Origin of the sequence: Actinopolyspora sabaoui (assembly GCF_051225635.1) — a bacterium.
GTDB lineage: Bacteria > Actinomycetota > Actinomycetes > Mycobacteriales > Pseudonocardiaceae > Actinopolyspora.
The window spans coordinates 94,578-120,033 of sequence record NZ_JBMIHH010000014.1 but is presented as its reverse complement, the minus strand read 5'-3'; the positions used below and the strand labels follow the sequence as shown (position 1 = coordinate 120,033).

Genomic DNA, 25,456 nt, shown 5'->3' with positions numbered 1-25,456 from the left:
CGTTGCGGGGGAATGCGGCGCGGTTGGCGGAGTTTGTGCAGGCCCGTCGGGGTGTGTCGTTGGCCGATGTGGGGTTGTCGTTGGGGTTGGGTCGTGGGGTGTTTGGGTGTCGGGGTTCGGTGGTGGCGTCGTCGGTGGGGCAGGCGGTGTCGGGTCTTCGGGCGTTGTCGGAGGGTCGTGAGGCGCCTGGGGTGAGTGTGTCGGCTGGTGGGGTGTCGTCGGGGTCGGGTGTGTCGCCTGGTGGGTTGGGTGTGTTGTTCGCGGGGCAGGGGTCGCAGCGTGTGGGGATGGCTCGGGGGTTGGCCGGGGTGGATGGGGTGTTCGCTTCGGATGTGGCCGAGGTGGCCTCGGCTTTTGAGGGGTTGTTGTCGCGGTCGTTGCTGTCGGTGATGTGGGGTGAGGATTCCTCTGGGGATGAGGATTCCTCTGGGGATGAGGATTCCTCTGGGGATGAGGATTCCTCTGGGGATGAGGAGTCTTCTGGGGTTGGGGGGTTGTTGGCGTGCACGGAGTTCGCGCAGCCTGCGTTGTTTGTGGTGGAGGTGGCGCTGTTCCGTCGGTTGTCTCGTCTGGGGGTGCGGCCTGGGGTGTTGCTGGGTCATTCCATTGGTGAGTTGGTGGCGGTGCATGTGGCTGGGGGGTTGTCGCTGTCGGATGCGGCGAAACTCGTGGCGGCGCGGGCTCGCCTGATGCAGGGGTGTCGGGCTGATGGGGTGATGGTCTCGGTGCGGGCCTCGGAGGGTGAGGTCCGGTCGGTGTTGGGTGAGGGTGTGTGGTTGGCGGCGGTGAATGGTCCGGCGCAGTGTGTGGTGTCGGGTGATGCCGAGGCGGTCCGCCACGTGGTTGCGGAGTTCGAGTCCCGGGGGCGTACTGCGCGGTGGTTGTCGGTCAGTCATGCCTTTCACAGTGGGCATATGGATCCGGCGTTGTCGGAGTTGGAACAGGTCGCCGGGCAGTGTCACTTTGGTGAACTGGGGATTCCGGTGGTCAGCAATGTCACCGGGCAACTGTTGAGTTATGAGGAGATGTGCTCGCCGGGCTATTGGGCGCGGCATGTGCGGCAGGCGGTGCGGTTCGCCGACGGTGTTGAGACGGCGCTGGCTGTTGGGGTGGATGTGTTCGTGGAGTGCGGCCCGGACGCCACGGCGTCTGCGATGGCCGCCCACTGCGTGCCGGAGGAGACGGACACGCGGTTCGTGCCGACATTGCGTGCTCGGTCCGGTCAGTTGGGTGAGGCGGAATCGTTTGTGGCGGCGTTGGGCGCGCTGCACACCGCGGGGCATTCACCGGATTGGGAGGCGTTCTACCACGGCAGCGGGGCCCGGACCGTGCTGCTGCCGACCTATGCCTTCCAACGAGAGCACTACTGGTTGAGTCCGCCCGAGGTGGCCGGGGCTGGTTCGGGTGTTGGTGACGTGTCGGGTGAGGCGTGTTCGTGGGGTCTTGCTGGGTGGCGGCAGGTGCTTCCTGCTGGTGGGGCGGTGCATGCGTTGCGGGTGGGTCCTGGGGTGCAGTCGTATTTGGCTGATCATCGGGTGTTTGGTCGGGTGGTGGTGCCGGGGGCGTTTCATGTGTCGGTGTTGTTGGCGATCGCGGCTTCGTGGTGGCCGCGGCGTCCGGTGGCGTTGGTGGATGTGCGGTTCGTGGCGGCGTTGGTGTTCGACGAGGCCGGGCAGAGTCTGCCGGTGCGGGTGCATCTGGTGCCCGAGGGCGACACGTCCGAGACGCTGCGGGCGACGGTGGCCAGTTGGCAACACGACCAATGGACCACCCACACCCACGCCCAACTCACCCCCACCGACGAGCGAAAAGCGACCTCCGCACTGCCCCCCTTACCGGAGGCTCTGCGGAACCGGGGCCCGGACCCGGAAATGAACGAGGTGCTGGACGGGCTGGGCGCATTCGAGATCGAATGGGGACCACGCTGGCGCTGGCTTCGCGGGTTCGAGAGCGACGACGAGGCGCGGCACGGGGTGTTCGAGCCGCCCGAAGGAGTCGACACCACCGAAAGCCCCGTTCCCGCGGGCCTGCTCGACAACGCCTTCGGCGTGGCGATGTCCCTGCTGGACCGGATCGAACACGGAACTCCCCAGTTGCCGTTCCTCATCGAGCGGCTCGACTGGACCGGCGAACCCACTCCGATCCGTAGCGCCACGAGCAGCGGTCTCCGGACGCGGGAGTCGACCACCCAGGCCGACGAGCTCGTCGCCCGCGACGCCGCCGGAAACGAGGTGCTCCACCTCCAGGGCTACACCGCACACCACGCCCCGCCCGAGCGCTTCCTCGATGAACACCCCGCGCGGGATTTGTTCCGCGTGGAGTTCCAGGCGTGTCCTGCCTCCTCGGAGAAGTCGCGCCCCTCGGAGAAGTCACCGAGTCCGGTCACCGCGCCGATCGTCCCGGTCGATGCCACCGAACCGGATCTCGCCGCCGCGGTCGAGTCGGCCCGGGCGGACCCGGACACCGGCGGCTCTCCGATGCTCGTGGTGCACTGGCCCCACCAGGAAGCGACGGCCGAAGCGATACACGCGACCACCCGACGTGCTCTCGGCTGGCTCCAGCGCTGGCTGGACACCGACTCACTCCGCGACGCGGTCGTGCTGTGGGTGACGCGCAACGCCTGCGCGGTCGACGAGGACGATCGTGCGGCGTCACCCGCGGCCGCGGCCTTGTGGGGACTCGGCCGGACGGCGCAGTCGGAACACCCGGACCGCTCCCTCGTGCTGCTCGACGTCGACGAGACCGTCGACGACGAAGAGCTCGCCCGGACACTCCGGGCGCTGCCCACCGGGGAGAGCCAGCTGGTCCTTCGCGACGGGGAACTGTCCACGCCCAGGCTCGTCGCCGTCGAGGAGAGCGACAGCGCGGAGGTCCCCGCCGTGGACCCGGAGACGACCGTGTTGGTCACCGGAGCGACCGGCGGGCTCGGTCGCTCGGTCACTCACCATCTCGTCACCGAGCACGGTGTTCGCCACCTGCTGCTGCTGTCGCGCTCCGGGGAGAACGCGGCCGGCGTCGAGGATCTCGTCAGTGAGCTGCGGGCCGCGGGTGCCGAGACCGTGACGGTACGCGGCTGTGATGTCGCGGTCCGGGCCGAACTCGACGAGGCGTTGGCCTCGATTCCGGACAGTCGACCGCTCGGGACGGTCGTGCACGCGGCCGGGGTGGTGGACGACGGGCTGTTGGGTGATCTGACGTCCGAGCGCGTGGAGGCGGTGCTGCGGGCGAAGGTGGACGCGGCGGTCCACCTGCACGAGTCGACCGAGCACATGGATCTGCAAGCGTTCGTGCTGTTCTCCTCGGCCTCGGCCACGTTTGGAAGTAGTTCCCAGGGCCATTACGCCGCTGCCAACGCCGCGCTCGACGCGCTGGCGCTGCGGCGGAAACACCTCGGGCTCGTCGCCGGGAGCTTGGCGTGGGGGCCGTGGTCCGGCGCGGGGATGGCCGCCGACATGGGCGAGGTGCTGCGGCGTCGGCTGCGGCGTGACGGGTTGCGGTTCCTCGAACCGGAGAGCGGGCTGTGGCTGTTCGACCTCGCCCTGGGCCGTCCCGAAGCGAACCTGGTGCCGGTATCCCTCGACAGGGCCGGGTTGACGTCGGCGACGACGGTTCCCCCGGTACTCCGCTCCCTGGCCACCCGCTCGGACAAGGACGGGGGAGCCGAACGTCCCGTAGCGGACGATTCCGCTTCGGACCTCGCGGAGCGGCTCGCCCACATGCCCGAAGCGGACCGGGAACGCGTCGCGCTCGAGGCGGTACGCACCGAAGTGGCAGCGGTCCTGGGGATGCCGCACGCCTCCTCGGTTCCCGATACGCAACCCGTGCAGGAGCTCGGACTCGACTCCCTGATGGCGCTGGAGGCGCGGAACCGGCTGTCCGCGCTCGCGGGCGAGACGTTGCCCGCCAGTCTGTTGTTCGATCACCCCTCGCCGACCGCTCTCGCGCGGCACCTCGCCGAGCGCTTCGCCACCACTGGGCAGGAACCACCCCGGGAACTCGATGCCGCCGACACGGTCGTCGTCGAGCCCGCGGCAGCTGACGAGCCGATCGCGATCGTGTCGATGGCCTGCCGCTATCCGGGCGAAGTGGACTCGCCGGAGGCGCTCTGGCGACTGTTGACCGACGGGGAGGACGCGATCACCGGCTTTCCCGACCGCCCCGGCTGGAACCCCGAACGCCTCTACGACCCCGATCCCGACACGCCGGGGCGCGCCACGACGCGGGAGGGCGGTTTCCTGCACGACGCGGGCATGTTCGACCCCGAGTTCTTCGGGATCAGCCCTCGCGAGGCGGAACGACTCGACCCGCAACAGCGCATCCTGCTCGAGACGTGCTGGGAAGCACTCGAACGGGCCCGTATCCCCGCCTCCCGGCTCGAAGGGAGCTCGACCGGCACCTACATCGGCGTGATGTACGACGACTACTTCGGACGCCTCGGGCAGGACCTCGCGAACTTCGACGGGCACAACAGCGCCGCGGGCGGTGGCAGTCTGCTGTCCGGGCGCATCGCCTACACCCTCGGACTGCGAGGACCGGCGATCTCGCTGGACACCGCGTGCAGCTCCTCACTGGTGACGATGCACACGGCGATGCAGGCGCTGCGGCGCGGCGAGTGCGAGCTCGCCCTCGCCGGGGGCGTCACGGTGATGTCCACCCCTGGCATGTTCGTCGAGTTCAGCAGGCAGCGGGGCCTGGCGCCGGACGGGCGGTGCAAGTCGTTCTCCCGGCACGCGGACGGGGTCGCCTGGTCCGAAGGCTGCGGTGTGCTGCTGCTGGAGCGGTTGTCCGATGCCCGCCGGAACGGCCACGACGTGCTGGCGGTGCTGCGTTCGGGCGCGGTCAACCAGGACGGCCGCAGCCAGGGGCTCACCGCCCCGAACGGTCCTTCGCAGGAGCGGGTGATCCGCTCGGCCCTCGCCGCGGGCGAGCTGGAGCCGTCCGATGTCGACGCGGTGGAGACGCACGGCACCGGCACGACGCTCGGAGACCCGATCGAGGCGAACGCACTCGCCGCCACCTACGGCCGGTCGCGCCCCGACGAGTCCACGCTCGCGCTGGGTGCCGTCAAGTCCAACCTGGGGCACACGCAGGCGGCGGCCGGGGTCGCCGGTGTGATCAAAATGGTCTCGGCGCTGCGGCACGAGCGGCTACCCCGGACCCTGCACGCCGAGGAACCCACCGAACACGTCGACTGGGCAGCGGACCACCTGCGGCTGCTGGCGGAGCCGATGCCCTGGCCGCGCCGCTCCGGGCACGTTCGCCGTGCCGGAGTGAGTTCCTTCGGGATCTCCGGGACCAACGCTCACGTGATCGTGGAGGAGGCGCCGGAGGACGACGTCGCTCCCGGAGCCGATCCCGGCTCCCGCTCGGGCGACGACGGCAGCGGCTCTCCCCGTCCGGTCCCGCTGGTCGTGACCGGGCACAGCGACCAGGCGCTTCGGGCGAACGCGGCGCGGTTAGCCGACCACGTCGACTCGTCCCGGGGAAGCGTCGCTCCGCTCGACATCGCCGCCGGGCTGGTGCGCACGCGCGATGCCTTCCAGCGGCGCACGGTCGTGCCGGCCGCGAGCAACGACGAGGCGGTCGAGGCACTGCGCACCGTGGCCGAGGGCGGACTCCCCTCGGGAACCGTACCGGCCACGGCCACCGGAACCCGCCCGATCTTCGTGTTCCCGGGCCAGGGGAGCCAGTACCCGGGGATGTGCCGTTCGCTACTCGAGGACGAGACCTTCCGGGCGGCGCTCGTCGAGTGCGACGAGGCGCTGCGTCCCCACACCGGGTTCTCCGTGCTGGAACTCCTCGAAGCCGACGAGGAGTCGCAACGCGAGGCGATGAACCGGGTGACGGTGGTCCAGCCGTTGCTGTTCGCCGTGGCGGTCGCGCTCGGCAGGCTCTGGGAACACGTGGGGATCGAACCCGCCGGGGTCGTCGGGCACAGCCAGGGCGAGGTGGCGGCCGCGGTCGTCGCAGGCGCCCTCGGCCTCGAGGACGGTGCCCGCGTCGTCCACGTTCGCAGCAGGCTCGTCGAGGGCTTGGCGGGGGACAGCGGTATGGGCAGTGTCGGACTGCCGGTCGAGGAGGTTCACCGCCGACTGTACGAGCGGGACGGTGCGCTGTCGGTGGCGGTCGTCAACAGTCCGGAGTCCACGGTGGTCTCCGGAGACCGGCAGGAGCTGGAGGGCCTCCTCTCCGAGCTCGAAGCGGAAGGGGTGTACTGCCGCCGGATCGCGGTCGACTACGCCTCCCACTCGCCGCGGGTCGATCCGATTCTCCCCGCCATCCGGGAGGAGCTCGCGACCCTGTCGCCGCGCACCGGGCGCGTGCCGTTTTACTCGACGGTGCTCGGCCTGCCGCTGCGGGGGACCGAACTCGACGCGGATTACTGGGCCGACAACTTGCGTCGGCCGGTGCGGCTCGATCTGGCTCTGGATTCCGTGGCGTCCGGCCCCGAGACGGTCTTCGTGGAACTGAGCGCGCACCCGCTGCTCGTGGCGCCGCTGCGGGGAGCAGGGCACGAGGCGGTCGTCGGGTCGCTGCACCGCGACGAGGACCCGACCGCTCGCTTCCGCCGCGCGGTAGCCGAAACCTTCGCCCACGGCCTGCCCGTCGACTGGGAGAAGGTCTTCGACGGAACGGGGGCACGAGCGGTCGACCTGCCCACCTACGCCTTCCAGCGACAGCACTACTGGCTCCGGCTCGCGGCGACCGGCGGTGGTGATGCCGCCGCCTTCGGCCTGGACACGGGAGAGCACCCGTTCCTCGGTGGACGGACGGACCTTCCGGACGGAAGCGTGGTGTTCACCGGAAGTATCGACACCGAGACGCACCCCTGGCTGACGGACCACCGGGTCTTCGACACGACGCTGCTGCCCGGCGCCGCGATCGTGGAGCTGGCGGTGCACGCGGCGCGGCACGTGGATCTGGACGGCGTCGTCGACACCGTGCTCGAAACGCCGCTCGCGCTCGACCCCGGATCGCCTCGGCGGATCCAGCTCACCGTCAACGCGGCCGAAGCGGACGGAACCCGTTCCTACGTCCTCCGGAGCAGAACCGAGGGAGCTTCCTCCGAGCCCACCCCCGATGCCCACTGGGTCCAGCACGCATCCGGGGTGCTCGGGGAAACGGCCTCGAAACCCGAGCGGCTCGAAGCGTGGCCGCCCGCCGGTGCCGAACCGGTCGACGTGGAGGAGCACTACGGGCACCTCGACGAGAACGGACTGTCCTACGGCCCGGCCTTCCGGGGCTTGCGCGGACTCTGGCAACGGGACGGCGTGATCTTCGCGGAGGTGAACCCGCCGGACGGGGTGAGCGCGGATGCCGACTCCTTCGGGCTGCACCCGGCGCTGTTCGACGCCGTGCTGCACGCGGTGGCCGAACCCGCACGCGACGGCGAAGGAGTCTCACTTCCCTTCGCCTGGCGGAATGTGCGGCTGCACGCGGTCGGAGCGAGCGCGCTCCGGGCCCGCATCGTGCCGTCGACGGAGGGCGACGAGGGCACTGACGAAACGACGCTCACGCTCTTCGATCCGGCCGGGGAACCCGTCGCGTCCGTGGGCGCTGTCTCGGGGCAGCCCGCGAGTGCCGCGGGAATCCGACAGGCACTGCGCGGCCCGACGATCGAGCTGTATCGCACGGTCACGCACCCGCTGCCGGGGTGGGAACACGGCGCGCCGATCTCCTATGTCGACGTCGATCCGCGCGAGCCGGAGCCGGAGCGTTTCGTGCGGGACACCCGCACCGGTGCGGAAGCGGACCGCCCCACGCTCGTCGTCCGCTGGGACGAGGTCGTGCCCCCTGAGCCGGCGGTGAGCGCCGAGGAGATCCACGACACCACGCATCGCGGTCTCACCTGGTTGCGGAACTGGTTGGCGGCCGAGGCGCTCGCCGAAGCCAGGGTCGTCTGGCTCACGCGCCGTGCGGTGGCTCGCGAGGAGGCCGAAACCGCGAACCCGGGTTCGGCGGCGCTGTGGGGTCTGGGACGGACCTTCCGGGAAGAGCACCCGGAACGGTCCTTCGTACACCTCGACGTCGACGAGGTGCCCGGCGAAGAGACGCTTTCCGCGCTGCTCGCTCGCCTGCCGGACGGGGAGAGCGAGTTCCTGCTCCGCGAGGGGGAGATCGCGACTCCGAGACTCGCCCCGGTCGAACCGAGGGAGCCGGTGGCGGACAACGCCGAGGCACCACCGTCCGCCGTCACTCCACACGGGACGGTGCTCGTCACCGGTGGCACCGGCGGGCTGGCGCGGGTGACCTGCAGGCATCTCGTCACGCGACACGGTGCTCGACACCTGCTGCTGCTCTCGCGTTCGGGGCCGGACGCGCCGGACGCCGCTGCGCTGGTCGAGGAACTCGAAGCGCTGGGCGCCGAGCGGGTCACCGTCCGCTCCTGCGACGTCTCCGACCGCGGACAGCTGGCCGCGGCCGTGTCCTCGATCGACGAGGCGCATCCGCTGACCGCGGTGGTGCACACGGCGACCGTCCTGGACGACGGCCTGCTGTCCGATCTGACACCGGAGCGGGTCGATGCGGTGCTCCGCCCGAAGATCGATGCCGCGGTGCACCTGCACGAGTTGACCGAGCACACCGACCTGCGGGCGTTCGTGCTGTTCTCGTCGATGGCAGGCACCCTGGGCGCGGCCGCACAGGCCAACTACGCGGCGGCGAACGCGGCCCTCGACGCCCTGGCCGCGTTCCGCGGGAACCGAGGTCTCCCGGCGACCAGCCTCGCCTGGGGCAGCTGGTCCGAGGTGGGGCTTCTCGCCGCCATGGACGAGTCCTTCCGACGCCGGATCCGGCGCTCCGGGTTCGTCCCCCTCGATCCGGAAACCGGGATGGAGTTGCTGGACGAGGCACTCGCCAGGCCCGACACGTACCTCGCGCCGGTGCGGTTGGACCGTGCCGCCCTGCAACGAAACGCGAACACCGATCCGAACACGACTCCGCCGATGCTTCGCGGACTCGTTCGGCCACCCGCACGTCGGGCCTCGGCGATGTCGGCGGAGCGGTCTCGTTTCCTGGAGCAGCTCGGATCGCTGTCCGACGCCGAGCGCGAGAAGGCGGTGCTCGACGCGGTGCGCGGTGAACTCGCCGCGGTACTCGGACTTTCCGGAAGCGCCGCCGTCCCCGCCGACCGGCCGGTCCAGGAGCTCGGACTCGACTCGCTCATGGCGGTCGAGCTGCGCAACCGGTTGTCGGGCCTGGTCGGGCAGCGCCTACCCGCCACTCTGCTGTTCGACCGGCCGGTGCCGAGCGCGCTCGCCGCTCATCTCAGCTCGCTCGTCGAGAAGCCACCAGCGGCTCCCACACCGATCGCCGAGGCGGTCGATGTGCTCGAACGAACCCCGCTCGCCGCTCTCGACGAGGACAGCTCGGTGGAACGCCTGCTCGAACTCGCCACGCGACTGCGGTCGCGACGCGAGGGGAGCACGGCGGAAGCCCACGACCTGGAGGACGTGGCCGACGACGACCTCGACGACCTCCTCGACCAAGAGATCAGGAAGCTCGAATGAGCATGCCGAAGGACGAAAAGCCGATGTCGTCAGAGACGGATCCGCAGGAAAGGGCGCGGCGTGCGGTCGCGGCGCTGCAGCAGGCCAACCAGAAGATCGTCGAACTCAGATCGCGTGCCAACGAGCCGATCGCCATCGTCTCGACCGCCGGGCGCTACCCCGGCGGTGCGGAGACACCGGAGGCGCTTTGGCGGCTCGTCGCGGAGGGAGGTGACGCGGTCGGCGAGTTCCCGAGGAATCGGCCGGGATGGAGCGTCGACGAGCTCTACGACCCCGACCCGGACACTCCCGGACGTTCCCTCACCAAGGAGGGCGGTTTCCTCGACGACGTCGACCTGTTCGACCCGGCTTTCTTCGGGATCAGCCCCAAGGAGGCGGAGCGGATCGATCCGCAGCAGCGAATCCTGCTGGAAACCTGCTGGGAACTGCTCGAACGGGCGCGCGTTCCCGCCGCTTCGCTGCGGGACAGTCCCACCGGCGTCTACGTCGGCGCGATGTACGACGACTACTTCTCCCGCCTCGGCCGTGACCTCACCAACTTCGACGGGCACAACGGCACGGCGGGGGGACACAGCATCCTGTCCGGCCGCCTCTCCTACACCCTCGGCCTGCGGGGTCCCGCGATCTCCGTGGACACGGCCTGCAGCTCGTCACTGGTGACCATCCACATGGCCATGGAAGCACTCCGGAAAGGGGAGTGCGATCTCGCTCTCGCCGGGGGCGTCGCGGTGATGGCCACTCCGTTCGCGTTCGTCGAGTTCAGCAGACAACGCGGCTTGGCGCCGGACGGTCGTTGCAAGCCGTTCTCGGAGCTGGCTGACGGCGCCGGTTGGTCCGAGGGGTGCGGCATGCTGCTGCTGGAGCGGTTGTCGGACGCGCGGGCCAACGGGCACGAGGTGTTGGCGGTGCTGCGTTCGGGCGCGGTCAATCAGGACGGCCGCAGTCAGGGGCTGACCGCCCCGAACGGTCCCGCGCAGGAGCGGGTGATCCGAGCCGCTCTCGAATCGGCCGAGCTCGGTGCCGCCGACGTCGACGCGGTGGAGGCCCACGGCACCGGTACACCTCTCGGTGACCCGATCGAGGCCAACGCGCTGGGGGCGACCTACGGTCAGGCGCACACCCCGGAGCGCCCCCTCCTCGTCGGCTCGATCAAGTCCAACCTGGGACACACCCAGGCGGCCGCGGGTGTTGCCGGGGTGATCAAGATGGTGCAGGCGTTGCGGCGCGAGGTGTTGCCTCGTTCGTTGTATGCCGAGTCGCCGACTCGGCATGTGGATTGGTCGTCCGGGCGTGTGCGGTTGTTGGACGAGGCGGTGTCCTGGCCGCGTCGGAAGGGGCATGTTCGTCGGGCGGGTGTCTCCTCCTTCGGGATTTCGGGGACGAACGCGCACGTCATTCTGGAGGAGGCCCCGGCCGAGCAGCTCGAACACGACGGCGACGTGCGCCTTCCGTCGAGTGCCGCCTCGTTCCCGTTCGTGCTCAGTGGACACACCGAGTCGGCGTTGCGGGCGAACGCGGCGCGGTTGGCGGAGTTCGTGGCGTCGGACCGCACGGATTCGGACGAGCCCACCCGCCGGGATGCTGCCGCGCTGCGCGACATCGCCTACAGCACTGTCACCACCCGCACGCCCTCGACCGAACGAGTCTGCCTTCCGGCACGGGATGTAACTGATGCCGCCCCGGCGCTTCGGTCGGTCGCCGATGGTTCGTTGCCGTCGGGGGCGGTTCGTGCGAGTGCCTCCTGTGAGCGGTCGGTGTTCGTGTTTCCGGGGCAGGGCGGTCAGCATCCGGGGATGTGTCGGTCGTTGTTGGGGGACGAGGTTTTCCGGGCGGCGTTGGTTGAGTGTGATGAGGCGTTGTGGCCGCACACGGGGTTTTCGGTGGTGGAGCTGCTTGCGGCTGACGACGAGGTACAACGCGAGGCGCTGGCTCGGGTGTCGGTGGTGCAGCCGGTGTTGTTCGCGGTGGGGGTGGCGCTTTCGCGGGTGTGGCGGCACTGGGGAGTGGTCCCGTCGGCGGTGGTGGGTCATAGTCAGGGTGAGGTGGCCGCGGCGGTGGCGGCGGGTGTGTTGAGTGTGGCTGAGGGTGCCCGGGTGGTGGGGGTGCGGAGTCGTCTCGTTGCCGGTCTTGCTGGTGACGGGGGGATGGGCAGTGTGTCGCTGCCGGTGGCCCAGGTGCAGCGGCGGTTGCACGAGTGGGGCGGTGCGTTGTCGGTGGCGGTGGTCAACACCGCCGAGTCCACAGTGGTGGCCGGTGACACGGTCGCCCTCGAGGGGCTGTTGGCCGAGCTCGAATCCGAGGGTGTGTATTGCCGTCGGATCAAGGTGGATTACGCGTCGCATTCGCCGCAGGTGGATCCGGTGTTGGGGGAGATCCGGTCGGAGTTGGCCGATCTCGCACCGAGCTCTGGGGATGTGCCGGTGGTGTCGACGGTGCGGGGGGCTCGGGTCGACGGCAGTGAGCTCGACGGTGACTATTGGGCGGACAATCTCCGCCAGCCGGTGCGGCTAGACCTGGCGCTTGAGGAACTCTCAGCGGGCGAAGAGACAGTCCTCGTCGAACTCGGTGCCCACCCGATGCTGGTCGCGACACTTCGCGCCGCGGGGCACGAGGCCGTGGTCGGCTCGTTGCACCGGGACGAGGACAGTGCGTCGCGGTTGCGGCAGGCCGCGGCGGAGTTGTTCGCCCACGGCATCCCGATCGACTGGGACACCGTCTACGCGGGCACCGACACACGACCGGTCGACCTGCCCACCTACGCCTTCCAACGCCAGCACTACTGGCTGGAACTCCCCGAAGCGGGCCAGGGAGACGCGGCTGCCTTCGGCCTCGACGCCGGAGAGCACCCACTCCTCGCGGGCCGCACGGACCTCTCGGACGGCACCGTCGTGTTCACGGGTAGCACCGCTGCGCTCGCCCCGCCGTGGAACTCCGAGCACCACGTTTTCGACACCGCACTGTTGCCCCCGGCCGCTCTCGTCGATCTCGCGCTGCACGCCGCGGGCAGGATCGGTCTCGAACGCGTCGCCGAGATCTCGCTCGAGGATCCGCTCCCGCTCGACGCGGGCCCACGCCGGTTGCGGCTGGTGATCGAACCCGAACAGGACGGCCGTCGAGGCTTCACGCTGCACAGCCGTCTCGCCGACGGGCCGTGGGTTCCCAATGCCAACGGATGGCTCGCCGAACGAACCACCGAAACGCATCCCGCTCCCGACGCCGGGCCGCCTCCCGGGGCCACCCCGCTCGACGTCGAGGAGCTCTACGCGTCGCTGGACGAGGACGGACACCGCTACGGACCCGCTTTTCGGACGATCACGCGCGGGTGGAGCCTCGACGAGGAGGCCGTCGTCGAGGCGAGCCTGCCGGAAGAGCTGCGGGACGAGAGCGAGACGTTCGGGACGCACCCGGCACTCCTCGAAGCCGCACTGACCGCCGCGACGCGACTCCTCCCGAGCACCGACGAAGCGGTCCACCTGCCGTGCATCGTCACGGACGCGATGCAGCACGCGGTCGGAGCGACGACGGTCCGAGCGCGGGTGAGCCGAACCTCCGAGGGACGAGTGTGCCTCGCGCTCTTCGATCCCGCCGGTGATCCCGTAGCGACGATCGGAGCGGTCACCACCGAGGAGGTCACGGAACCGCGCATCCGGGAATCGGCGGGCTCGACGGCTACGATCGCGCCCCCCGCGCTGTATCACGTCGTCGGGCAGCCCGTCCCCGCTCCAGCGGCGGACACCCCGAGGGGAGCGCCGACCGACCACCTGGAGGTCGACATCGCGGCGCCGGGCGACTCGACTCCCGACTTCGCCGAACTCGCGGCCAGGATGCGGACGACGGGAGCATCCACCCTGCTCGTCCGTTGGCCCGAGCCGGACGCGACACCCGCCGCTGTGCACGAGCTGACCCACCGCGCTCTCGCCTGGCTACGGGGGTGGCTGGCAGCGGACGCTCTCGGCGATACCCGGGTCGTCTGGCTCACCCACCGGGCCACCGGGCACGGATCGGCACAATCCCCGCCGTCCCCCGCAGCGGGGGCGTTGTGGGGAATCGCCCGCGCGTTCCAGCAGGAACATCCCGACCGGCATCTCGTGCTGGTGGACACGGAAACCGAGGCCGATCGGCAGCCCGCTGCACTCGCGGACCTCGTGGCTCGGCTTCCCGGGGACGAACCCCAGCTGGTGCTGCGCGACGGGGAACTCGACGCGCTGCGGCTGCTGCCCGTGGAGCGCTCGGAGGAACCGGCCGCGCCCACCTGGAACACCGACGGCACCGCACTCGTCACCGGCGGGACGGGCGGTCTCGCCCGGGTCCTCGCGCACCATCTCATCGCCGAGCACGGGATCCGGCACCTCGCGCTGGTGTCGCGCTCCGGAGCCGCTGCCACCGGGTCCGCCGAGCTCGTGGCCGAACTGGAAGCGGCGGGCGCGACCACGGTCACCCTGCACGCCTGCGACGTGTCCGACCGGGCCGAGCTCGCGGACCTCCTCGACGCCATCCCCGCCGAGCGCCCACTGACGGCCGTGTTCCACACCGCCGCGGTCCTCGACGACGGACTCCTCGCCGACCTCACGCCGGAGCGGGTCGACCCTGTACTGCGCCCCAAGATCGACGCGGCCTTCCACCTGCACGAGCTCACCGCGGAGTTGCCGCTGTCGGCCTTCGTGCTGTTCTCCTCCGCCGCGGGAACCCTCGGCAGCGCGGGACAGGCCAACTACGCCGCCGCGAACGCCGCCCTCGACTCGTTGGCGGCGCGGCGGCGCCGCACGGGATTGCCCGCGGTGAGTCTGGCCTGGGGCATGTGGACCGACGTGGGGCTCGTGACCGGTCTCGACGATCCGCTGCGGCACCGGCTGGGCCGGATGGGCGGTCTTCCGATCACCCCCGAGTTCGGCATGCGACTCCTCGACGAAGCCCTCGGACGTCCCGAGGCGGATCTCGCCCCCATCCCGTTCGATCACGGTCGACTCGAACAACGAGCGAAGGAGGGCGCACTCCCGGCGTTGCTGCGGGGGCTCGTCCGTCCTCGTTTTCGGCGAGCCGCGGGTACTGCCACGGGAACAGGGCTCGCCGAGCGACTGGCGGGCCGTTCCGAATCCGAGCGTGCCGCGGCGTTGCTCGAACTGGTGCGTGGCGAACTCGCCACCGTCCTGGGTCTGCCGGAAGCGAGCGCTGTCCCCGTCGACAGGCCGGTTCGCGATCTCGGCCTCGACTCGCTGATGGCCGTGGAGTCCCGCAACCGCCTCGCGGCACTCGTCGGCGAGAAACTCCCGGCGAGTCTGCTGTTCGACCACCCCACGCCCACGGAACTCAGCCGGTTCCTCGCGAGCAAGGTGCGCGGCACCGAGTCGGGTAGGGCTCGGACCGACGTTCCGACGACACGGCGCGCACCGGACGAGCCGATCGCGGTGGTGTCGATGGCGGGGCGCTATCCGGGCGGATCGAATTCTCCGGAGGAGTTGTGGGAGCTGCTTGTTCGGGGTGGTGATGCGGTGTCGGGTTTTCCGGATCGTCCCGGCTGGGATGTCGAGGGATTGTTCGACCCGGATCCGGATGCCGTCGGCCGGACGAGTACGGACCAGGGTGGTTTCCTGCACGAGGCTGGGTTGTTCGATGCGGGGTTTTTCGGGGTGAGTCCGAGGGAGGCGGAGCGGTTGGATCCGCAGCAGCGGTTGCTGCTGGAGACCTCCTGGGAGGCGATCGAACGGGTCGGTCTGCCCCCGTCGTCGCTGGACCGCAGCCTCACCGGCGTCTACCTCGGGATTCAGTCGAGTGGCTACGTGCTGCACTCCGGTGACCCGGACCAGCTCGACGGGCACGTGGCCACCGGGGTCGCCAACAGCACCGCGTCCGGTCGGTTGGCTTACACGTTGGGGTTGCGGGGTCCGGCGGTGTCGGTGGACACGGCGTGCAGTTCCTCGCTGGTGAGTATTCACCAGGCGATGGAGGCGTTGCGGCGTGGTGAGTGCGACCTCGCCTTCGCGGGTGGGGTCACCGTGATGGCGACACCCGTGCCGTTCATCGCCTTCAGCCAGGAACGACTGATCTCGCCCGACGGTCGTTGCAAGCCCTTCTCCGAGAGTGCCGACGGTGTGGGCTGGTCGGAGGGCTGTGGGTTGTTGTTGTTGGAGCGGTTGTCGGATGCGCGGGCCAATGGGCGTGAGGTGTTGGCGGTGTTGCGGTCGAGTGCGCTCAATCAGGACGGTCGGAGTCAGGGGTTGACGGCGCCGAACGGTCCGGCGCAGGAGCGGGTGATCGGTGCTGCGTTGGCGGCCGGTGGGTTGGAGCCGTCGGATGTGGACGCGGTGGAGGCGCACGGCACCGGTACCGCGTTGGGCGATCCGATGGAGGCGAACGCGTTGTTGGCCACGTACGGCCAGGGGCGTGACGCGGAGCGGCCGCTTCGGATCGGTTCCATCAAGTCGAACATCGGTCATCCGCAGGCTGCGGCGGGTGTCGCTGGGGTGATGAAGATGGTGCTCGCCCTGCGGCATGGTGAGTTGCCGCGCTCGTTGTACGCCGAGGAGCCGACCTCGGATGTGGACTGGAGCGCGGGGCCGGTTCGGTTGTTGGACGAGTCGGTGTCGTGGCCTGTGGAGTCGGGTCGGGTGCGTCGTGCGGGTGTGTCGTCGTTCGGGATTTCGGGCACGAACGCGCACGTGATCGTGGAGGAAGCACCCGAGTTGGAGATTTCTGGTTCGGGTTCGTCCGTGGTTGAGGTGGGCGAGTCTGCTGGGGACGGAGCTGGCGATTCGTTGTTGGATGTGGCGGTGCCGCTTGTGGTGTCGGGGGGTTCTGGGGCTGCGTTGCGGGGGAATGCGGCGCGGTTGGCGGAGTTTGTGCAGGGTAATCGGGGTGTGTCGTTGGCCGATGTGGGGTTGTCGTTGGCGGTGGGTCGTGGGGTGTTTGGGTGTCGGGGTTCGGTGGTGGCTTCGTCGGTGGGGCAGGCGGTGTCGGGTCTTCGGGCGTTGTCGGAGGGTCGTGAGGCTGCTGGGGTGAGTGTGTCGGCTGGTGGGGTGTCGTCGGGTTCGGTGGGTGTGTTGTTCGCGGGTCAGGGGGCTCAGCGTGTGGGGATGGCGCGGGGGTTGGCCGGGGTGGATGGGGTGTTCGCTTCGGATGTGGCGGAGGTGGCCTCGGCGTTTGAGGGGTTGTTGTCGCGGTCGTTGTTGTCGGTGATGTGGGCGGATGCGGATTCTGCGGCTGCGGATTCTGAGACTGGGTTGGCGCGGACGGAGTTCGCGCAGCCTGCGTTGTTTGTGGTGGAGGTGGCGCTGTTCCGTCGGTTGTCTCGTCTGGGGGTGCGGCCTGGGGTGTTGCTGGGTCATTCCATTGGTGAGTTGGTGGCGGTGCATGTGGCTGGGGGGTTGTCGCTGTCGGATGCGGCGAAACTCGTGGCGGCGCGGGCTCGCCTGATGCAGGGGTGTCGGGCTGATGGGGTGATGGTCTCGGTGCGGGCCTCGGAGGGTGAGGTCCGGTCGGTGTTGGGTGAGGGTGTGTGGTTGGCGGCGGTGAATGGTCCGGCGCAGTGTGTGGTGTCGGGTGATGCCGAGGCGGTGCGTCACGTGGTTGCGGAGTTCGAGTCCCGGGGGCGTACTGCGCGGTGGTTGTCGGTCAGTCATGCCTTTCACAGTGGGCATATGGATCCGGCGTTGTCGGAGTTGGAACGGGTCGCCGGGCAGTGTGTGTTCGGTGAGCTTTCGGTTCCGGTGGTCAGCAATGTCACCGGGCACCTGTTGAGTTATGAGGAGATGTGCTCGCCGGGCTATTGGGCGCGGCATGTGCGGCAGGCGGTGCGGTTCGCCGACGGGGTGGACACGGCGGTGTCTTTGGGGGTGGACACGTTCGTGGAGTGCGGCCCGGACAACACCGGGTCTGCGATGGCCGCCCACTGCGTGCCCGAGGACCAGTCGGTGGCGTTGATTCCCACCCTGCGGGCTCGGAGTGCTGGGGGTGACTCGTCCGGCCGGTCGGGTGAGGCCGGTGAGACGGAATCGTTTGTGGCGGCGTTGGGCGCGCTGCACACGGCCGGGCATTCCCCGGATTGGGAGGCGTTCTACCACGGCACCGGGGCCAAACCCGTGCTGCTGCCGACCTATGCCTTCCAGCGGGAGCACTACTGGCTCGACACGACACCCACCCACGGAAACGATCGCGCACACTCCGCCGATGACGCGCTCTGGAACGCCCTAACCGCGGGGCGAACCGATCAGGTCGCCGATCTCCTCGGCATCTCGGCTGAGTCACGGGCCGATCTGGAGTCACTCGTGCCGCACGTGGCCGAGTGGTACCGCGACCGCGAAGCCGACGCCGCGCTGTCCGAGTGGCTCTACGACGAGCACTGGGAACCGGCGCGACCGACGACCGGGACTGCTGGGGCCCCGGAAGGTCGCTGGCTGCTGCTCGCCGCGAGCGAGGACCCCGTGGTCGATGCCACCGCGCGTGCTCTCGAAGCGGCGGGTGTCGATGTCGAGCGCATCGCGGTGTCGACCGACCCGGCACCCGTCGTGGCACGACTCGAATCGCAACCGTGGGAGGGGGCGCTGCTGGTGGGAGCGTTCGCCCACCAGCAGCAGCACGATTCCCCGGAGCTCACCGCCGAACTGTCCCGCGTCGTCAACCTGGTCGAGGCGGTGCGACGAACTCCCACCACGACCAGGCTCTGGTGCGTGACACGCGGTGCGGTCTCGACCGGCGATGCCGACGCGGTGCACCATCCGCTCCAATCACTGGTCTGGGGCCTCGGCCGCGTCGTCGGCCTGGAACACCCCGACCATCTCGGTGGTCTCCTCGACGTCCCGGAAAACCTCGACGCGACCGCACTCGCCGAACTTCCGCCGGTACTGGCGACCCACGCCGACGAGGACCAGCTCGCGCTCCGCCCGAACCCGGCGGGTGGGGTCCGTCGCATGGTCCGGCGTGTCGTTCGTACCCGACCGTCACACCGCCGAAAAGACCTCGTGTTCGAGGGCGCGGTGCTGGTGAGCGGGGGGACCGGTGGGTTGGGTGCCCGTACGGCGCGGTGGTTGGCGGAGTGTGCCCGGGGACCGTTGCATCTGGTGTTGGTCTCGCGTCGTGGTGGCGATGCGCCGGGTGTCGGCGCGTTGCGCACGGAGCTGGCGGAGCTGGGGGCGAAGGTCACCGTCGCGGGGTGCGATGTGGCTGATCGGGGTGAGCTCGCTCGGCTGTTGGGTGGATTGGACGAGCCGGTTCGTGCCGTCTTCCACGCGGCCGGGACGAGCGAACTGGTGCCACTCTCCCAACTCGACGCCGAGGCCATCGAGCCCCAACTGGCGTCGAAGGTCGCCGGGGCCGCGAACCTGCACGAGCTCCTCGACCCCGAGCCGCTGGAAGCGTTCGTCCTCTACGGCAGCATCGCCGGGTTCTGGGGCTCCGGGGAACAGGGCGCCTACGCCGCGGCCAACGCGTTCCTCGACGGTTTGAGCCGGTATCGGAACGACAGGGGAATGGCTGCCACGGTGCTGCACTGGGGCCCCTGGGCGGAGGGCGGCATGGTGACCGAGGAAGCCGACGCCCAGCTGCGGCGCCGAGGTCTGGAGCCGATGGCGCCGGAGGCGGCCTTCCGTGGCCTCGAACTCGCCCTGCGCGGCGGTCGTCCCTCGCTCGTGGTCGCGAACGTCGACTGGTCCCGGTTCGCGCCGAGCTTCTCCTTCGCGCGGTCACGCCCGTTGCTGTACGGCGTGGCGGAAGCCGAGCTCGCGCTTACCGAGAACTCGTCCACCGGAGAGCCCGGTGATGAGTCGCACCAGCACACGCGGCTGCGGGACGCGGCGCCGGAGGAACGGGCGGACGTGGCGCTGGACATCGTGCGCGAAGAGGTCGCGGCGGCGCTGGGAATGTCCGGACCCGAGGCGATCGCCGTCGACCAATCCTTCCAGGAAATCGGTCTCGACTCGCTGCTGGCCGTCCAGGTCCAGCAGCGGCTCTCCACGGTGGTGGATCGGAAACTTTCGCCGAGCCTGCTGTTCGATCACCCCACGGCCCGGGCACTCGCCGAGTTCCTGCTGGAGCTCATCCACCCCCGACGCGATGAGCTCGCCGAGGCACGGGAAGCGATCGAGGTGCTGCAACGCATCCCTGCCGAGCGGCTCGAACGGGAAGGGCTGATGAAACAGCTCGTCGGACTGGTCTTCCACACCGAGGACGGGGCGGCGAACGACGAGACATCGTCGGATACCGGCACGGATGCCGGTGAGGAGCTGTTCGGTCGGCTCGATGCGCAGTTCTCGAAGCTGACAGATCTCGAATGAAGTCGTATCGCAAGGGCGCCGCGGTGTGTGGCCCGACGTCGTCCCTTGCCGCGGTCGGAAGGTGTCGTCATGCCGACGGAAAACGAACTGAAGTCCTACCTGGAACGCGCGAGCAAGGCGCTGGACCTGACCACCGCCAAACTCGAACGCGAACAGGCGCGCAACGATGCTCCGATCGCGGTGGTGGCGATGTCGTGTCGCTATCCGGGTGGGGTGGATTCTCCGGAGGGGTTGTGGGAGCTGCTTGTTCGGGGTGGTGACGCGGTGTCGGGTTTTCCGGATCGTCCTGGTTGGGATGTTGCGGAGTTGTTCGATCCGGATCCGGATGTGGCGGGGGCGACGTATGCGCGTGGGGGTGGTTTCCTGCACGAGGCGGGGTGGTTCGATGCGGGGTTTTTCGGGGTGAGTCCGCGGGAGGCGGAGCGGTTGGATCCGCAGCAGCGGTTGCTGCTGGAGACTTCCTGGGAGGCGATCGAACGGGCCGGTCTGCCCCCGTCGTCGCTGGACCGCAGCCTTACCGGCGTCTACGTCGGTTCGCAGGGCAGTGACTACCTGAACCGCCACTCCGCGCATCTCGAACTTCTCGACGGCCACCTGGGCACCGGAAGTATGTCCAGCACGGCCTCCGGTCGCCTCTCCTACACGCTGGGGCTGCAGGGACCCGCGATGACCGTCGACACGGCGTGCAGCTCGTCACTCGTAGCGCTGCACCTGGCGATGCAGGGATTGCGGCGTGGTGAGTGCGACCTCGCGCTGGCGGGCGGTGCGACGATCATGTCCACCCCCACGGCACTCGTCGAATTCAGTCGGCAGCGCGGGCTCGCTCCGGACGGTCGCTGCAAACCGTTCTCCGCCGCGGCCGACGGTGCGGGTTGGTCGGAGGGCTGCGGCATGTTGTTGTTGGAGCGGTTGTCGGATGCGCGGGCCAACGGGCGTGAGGTGTTGGCGGTGTTGCGGTCGAGCGCGCTCAATCAGGACGGTCGGAGTCAGGGGTTGACGGCGCCGAACGGTCCGGCGCAGGAGCGGGTGATTCGTTCGGCGCTCGACGCTGGTGGGCTCGGTCCGGAAGACGTGGACGCGGTGGAGGCGCACGGCACCGGCACCGCGCTGGGCGACCCGATGGAGGCCCATGCGTTGCTGGCGACCTACGGCAAGGCACGTTCGGAGCAGCACCCGCTGTATCTGGGGTCGGTGAAATCGAATCTGGGTCATCCGCAGGCGGCTGCCGGGGTGGCCGGGGTGATGAAGATGGTGTTGGCGCTGCGGAACGAGGAGCTGCCCAGGTCCCTGCACGCGGAGAATCCCAGCGGGCAGATCGACTGGTCAGTGGGGAACATGCGTCTGTTGGACGAGTCGGTGTCGTGGCCTGTGGAGTCGGGTCGGGTGCGTCGTGCGGGTGTGTCGTCGTTCGGGATTTCGGGCACGAACGCGCACGTGATCGTGGAAGAGGCACCCGCCACGGCGGAAACGGCGGAAGTGGAGCTGACTCACCGGTCCGGAAACGGTGCTGAGCGTTCGTTGTTGGATGTCGCGGTGCCGCTTGTGGTGTCGGGGGGTTCTGGGGCTGCGTTGCGGGGGAATGCGGCGCGGTTGGCGGAGTTTGTGCAGGCCCGTCGGGGTGTGTCGTTGGCCGATGTGGGGTTGTCGTTGGGGTTGGGTCGTGGGGTGTTTGGGTGTCGGGGTTCGGTGGTGGCCTCGTCGGTGGAGCAGGCGGTTCGAGGGTTGCGTGCTCTCGCTGGGGGTGAGTCCGGTGCGGGTGTGAGTGTCTCGGCTGGTGGTGTGTCGCCTGGTGGGTTGGGTGTGTTGTTCGCGGGGCAGGGGTCGCAGCGTGTGGGGATGGCTCGGGGGTTGGCCGAGGTGGATGGGGTGTTCGCTTCGGATGTGGCCGAGGTGGCCTCGGCTTTTGAGGGGTTGTTGTCGCGGTCGTTGCTGTCGGTGATATGGGGTGAGGATTCCTCTGGGGATGAGGATTCCTCTGGGGATGAGGAGTCTTCTGGGGTTGGGGGGTTGTTGGCGTGCACGGAGTTCGCGCAGCCTGCGTTGTTTGTGGTGGAGGTGGCGCTGTTCCGTCGGTTGTCTCGTCTGGGGGTGCGGCCTGGGGTGTTGCTGGGTCATTCCATTGGTGAGTTGGTGGCGGTGCATGTGGCTGGGGGGTTGTCGCTGTCGGATGCGGCGAAACTCGTGGCGGCGCGGGCTCGCCTGATGCAGGGGTGTCGGGCTGATGGGGTGATGGTCTCGGTGCGGGCCTCGGAGGGTGAGGTCCGGTCGGTGTTGGGTGAGGGTGTGTGGTTGGCGGCGGTGAATGGTCCGGGGCTGTGTGTGGTGTCGGGTGATGCCGAGGCGGTGCGTCACGTGGTTGCGGAGTTCGAGTCCCGGGGGCGTACTGCGCGGTGGTTGTCGGTCAGTCATGCCTTTCACAGTGGGCATATGGATCCGGCGTTGTCGGAGTTGGAACAGGTCGCCGGGCAGTGTGTGTTCGGTGAGCTTTCGGTTCCGGTGGTCAGCAATGTCACCGGGCACCTGTTGAGTTATGAGGAGATGTGTTCGCCGGGGTATTGGGCGCGGCATGTGCGGCGGGCGGTGCGGTTCGCCGACGGGGTGGACACGGCGGTGTCTTTGGGGGTGGACACGTTCGTGGAGTGCGGCCCGGACAACACCGGGTCTGCGATGGCCGCCCACTGCGTGCCCGAGGACCAGTCGGTGGCGTTGATTCCCACCCTGGGCGGCCGGTCCGGTCAGTTGGGTGAGGCGGAATCGTTTGTGGCGGCGTTGGGCGCGTTGCACACGGCGGGGCATTCCCCGGATTGGGAGGTGTTCTACCACGGCACCGGGGCCAAACCCGTGCTGCTGCCGACGTATGCGTTCCAGCGGGAGCACTACTGGTTGAGTCCGCCCGAGGTGGGGGTTGGTGAGTTCTCGGGTGAGGCGTGTTCGTGGGGTCTTGCTGGGTGGCGGCAGGTGCTTCCTGCTGGTGGGGCGGTGCATGCGTTGCGGGTGGGTCCTGGGGTGCAGTCGTATTTGGCTGATCATCGGGTGTTTGGTCGGGTGGTGGTGCCGGGGGCGTTTCATGTGTCGGTGTTGTTGGCGATCGCGGCTTCGTGGTGGCCGGGCCGGTCGGTGGCGTTGGTGGATGTGCGGTTCGTGGCGGCGTTGGTGTTCGACGAGGCCGGGCAGAGTCTGCCGGTGCGGGTGCATCTGGTGCCCGACGACGACCCGTCCGGACCTGAGACGCTGCGGGCGACGGTGGCCAGTTGGCAACACGACCAATGGACCACCCACACCCACGCCCAACTCACCCCCACCGACGAGCCCGTCGGGCTTCCCACCCTTCCTGCCGTTCCGCCCCCGGAGGAGATGGAAACCACCGATTCACTCCTGGACTCCCTGCGCGCGGTGGAGGTCGACTGGGGGCCACGCTGGCGATGGCTGTCCGGATTCCGGAACACCGGTGACGCCTGTCATGGCTCCTTCACGGTTCCGGAAGGCGTCGACCCCGAGGGGGCTCCGGTACCGGCTGGTCTGCTCGACAACGCCTTCGCGGTGGCCATGTCGCTTTCCGGGCACATCGAGGCGGGCACCCCGCAGTTGCCCTTCCACATCGAACGGCTCGTCTGGAACGCACGGCACAGCACCGTCCGAACCGCCACCGGTGCCGGTTCCAGTTCGCAGGAGTCGATGACACGGGTGGACGACCTCGTCGGTCGGGACGCGGCCGGGGACCCGGTGTTCCACCTGGAGGGGTTCACCGCGCACCGTGCTCCGATGCATCGGTTCCTGGCTCCCCGACATCAGGACGATCTCTTCCGCATCGTGCTCGAAGCCGTTGACCCAGAGCCGGTGGTTTCCGAGCCCACGACCGAGGGATCCCGAACCTTCCGGCACCTGCCCGCGTTCGGAACGGAGCTCACCGCCCTGACTGCCGAGTCGATCGTCACGGGCGAGCCACCGACGATCGTGGTGGAGTGGCCGGAGCTTCCCCCGACCTCGGACGCTGTTCGGGATGCGACCAGGTGCGCGCTCTCCTGGACCCAGGCGTGGCTGGGCTCCGAGCTTCCCGCGGCGACGCGGCTCGTGTGGGTGACGCGCAATGGGGTGGCGGTCGGTGACGAAGCGACGTCCCCGGCCGCCGCGGCGGTCTGGGGACTCGGTCGGACGGCGCAGTCGGAACACCCGGACCGCTCCCTCGTGCTGCTCGACGTCGATGCCGAACTCGACCACGCCTCGCTCGACAGTGCCCTGTGGACACTGCCCGCCGACGAGCCCCAGCTGGTGCTGCGCGACGGGGATCCGCACGTTCCTCGCCTGGCTACTGTCGAAACCACGTCCTCGCAACACGACGCAGCCGAGAACTCCGGTGTTCGGTTCGACACCTCGGGCACCGTGCTCGTCACCGGGGCTACCGGTGGGCTCGGTCGCCTCGTGAGTCGGCATCTCGTCACCGAGCACGGTGTTCGCCACCTGCTGCTGCTCTCCCGTTCCGGGGAGAACGCGTCCGGCGCCGCCGAGCTGGTCACCGAGCTCGAGCAGCTCGGCGCGGAAACGGTGACCCTCCGCGCGTGCGACGTGTCCGTCCGTCAGGAGCTGGGGGCGGCGCTCGAGACGATCCCCTCGACGCGTCCGTTGCGTTCGGTCGTGCACGTGGCGGGAATCGTGGATGACGGTCTGCTCGCCGACCTCACCGACGCGCGGGTGGAGGCGACCCTTCGCACGAAGGTCGACGCGGCGCTGCTGCTGCACGAATTGACCGAGTCGATGCCGCTGTCGGCGTTCGTGCTGTTCTCCTCGGTGGCGGGCACGTTCGGCAGTGCCGCCCAAGGTGGCTACGCGGCGGCCAACGCCGCGCTGGACGCGTTGGCGTCGCGCCGGAGAGCGCTGGGACTGGCGGCGACGAGCCTGGCTTGGGGGCCGTGGTCCGAGTCCGGCATGGCGGCCGCCATGGACGAGGCGTCGCGGCGTCGGCTGCGGCGCGAAGGGCTGCGGTTCATCGACCCCGAGAGCGGGATGCGACTGTTCGACGAGGCACTCGCCAGGCCCGAGGCGGTGCTCGCGCCGGTACCGCTGGACCGCGGGGCCCTCCGGGACGCGGGTGGTGCCGGAAGCACCCCACCGCTGCTACGTGGCCTCGTGCGGGCGCGGGAATCGAGTGAGTCTGGCCGAGAGGGGACGACGCTCGCCGAAACGCTGGTGCGGGTGCCCGAGGCGGAGCGTCCCCGTGTCGTGCTGGAGGCGGTGCGCTCGGAGCTCGCGGCGGTACTCGGGTTCGGCTCCGCCGAAGCGGTGCCCGCACAGCAGGCCCTGCAGGAGCTCGGACTCGACTCGCTGCTGGCGGTGGAGGTGCGCAACCGGCTGTCCGGGCTCGCCGGGGAGAAACTCCCGGTCGACCTCCTGTTCAGCTATCCCACCGCGCAGGCGCTCGCCGAGCGGCTCTCGGAGCTCCTCACCCCGAACGAGGCGGAGCCAGACGAGGCCGAGCGGGCGCGGGAGCTCGTCGCCTCGTTGGAACGTTTCTCGCCGGAAGCGCTCGAACGCAGCGGGGCCACCCGGCGGTTGCTCGATCTGACGTATCGGCAGCGGCAGCGCTCGGACGACACGAACGAGCAGCGGCAGGAACTCGAGGAAGCCTCGGACGAGGAGCTGCTCGAAATCCTCGACGAAGAGATCTCGAACCGGTGATCCCACCCG

Annotated in this window: 3 protein-coding genes; all 3 read left to right on the top strand. The window is 69.5% G+C overall.

Features of this window, described 5'->3' with window-relative positions:
- Positions 1–251: 251 nt before the first annotated feature.
- The 3 genes from ACOQFL_RS21695 (at position 252) to ACOQFL_RS21685 (ending at position 25,447) form a co-directional block, all read left to right on the top strand.
- The gene (locus ACOQFL_RS21695; protein WP_435546053.1) at positions 252–9,509 is read left to right on the top strand and encodes an SDR family NAD(P)-dependent oxidoreductase; all 9,258 of its coding nucleotides are present in this window, start codon (positions 252–254) and stop codon (positions 9,507–9,509) included.
- Positions 9,506–19,774, top strand: a complete 10,269-nt coding sequence (locus tag ACOQFL_RS21690; protein ID WP_435546048.1) for a type I polyketide synthase — start codon at positions 9,506–9,508, stop codon at positions 19,772–19,774. The genes ACOQFL_RS21695 and ACOQFL_RS21690 overlap by 4 nt, the downstream gene beginning before the upstream one ends.
- 87 nt (positions 19,775–19,861) lie before the next feature.
- Complete coding sequence (locus tag ACOQFL_RS21685; RefSeq protein ID WP_435546052.1) at positions 19,862–25,447, top strand: type I polyketide synthase; 5,586 nt, start codon at positions 19,862–19,864, stop codon at positions 25,445–25,447.
- Positions 25,448–25,456: the final 9 nt, after the last annotated feature.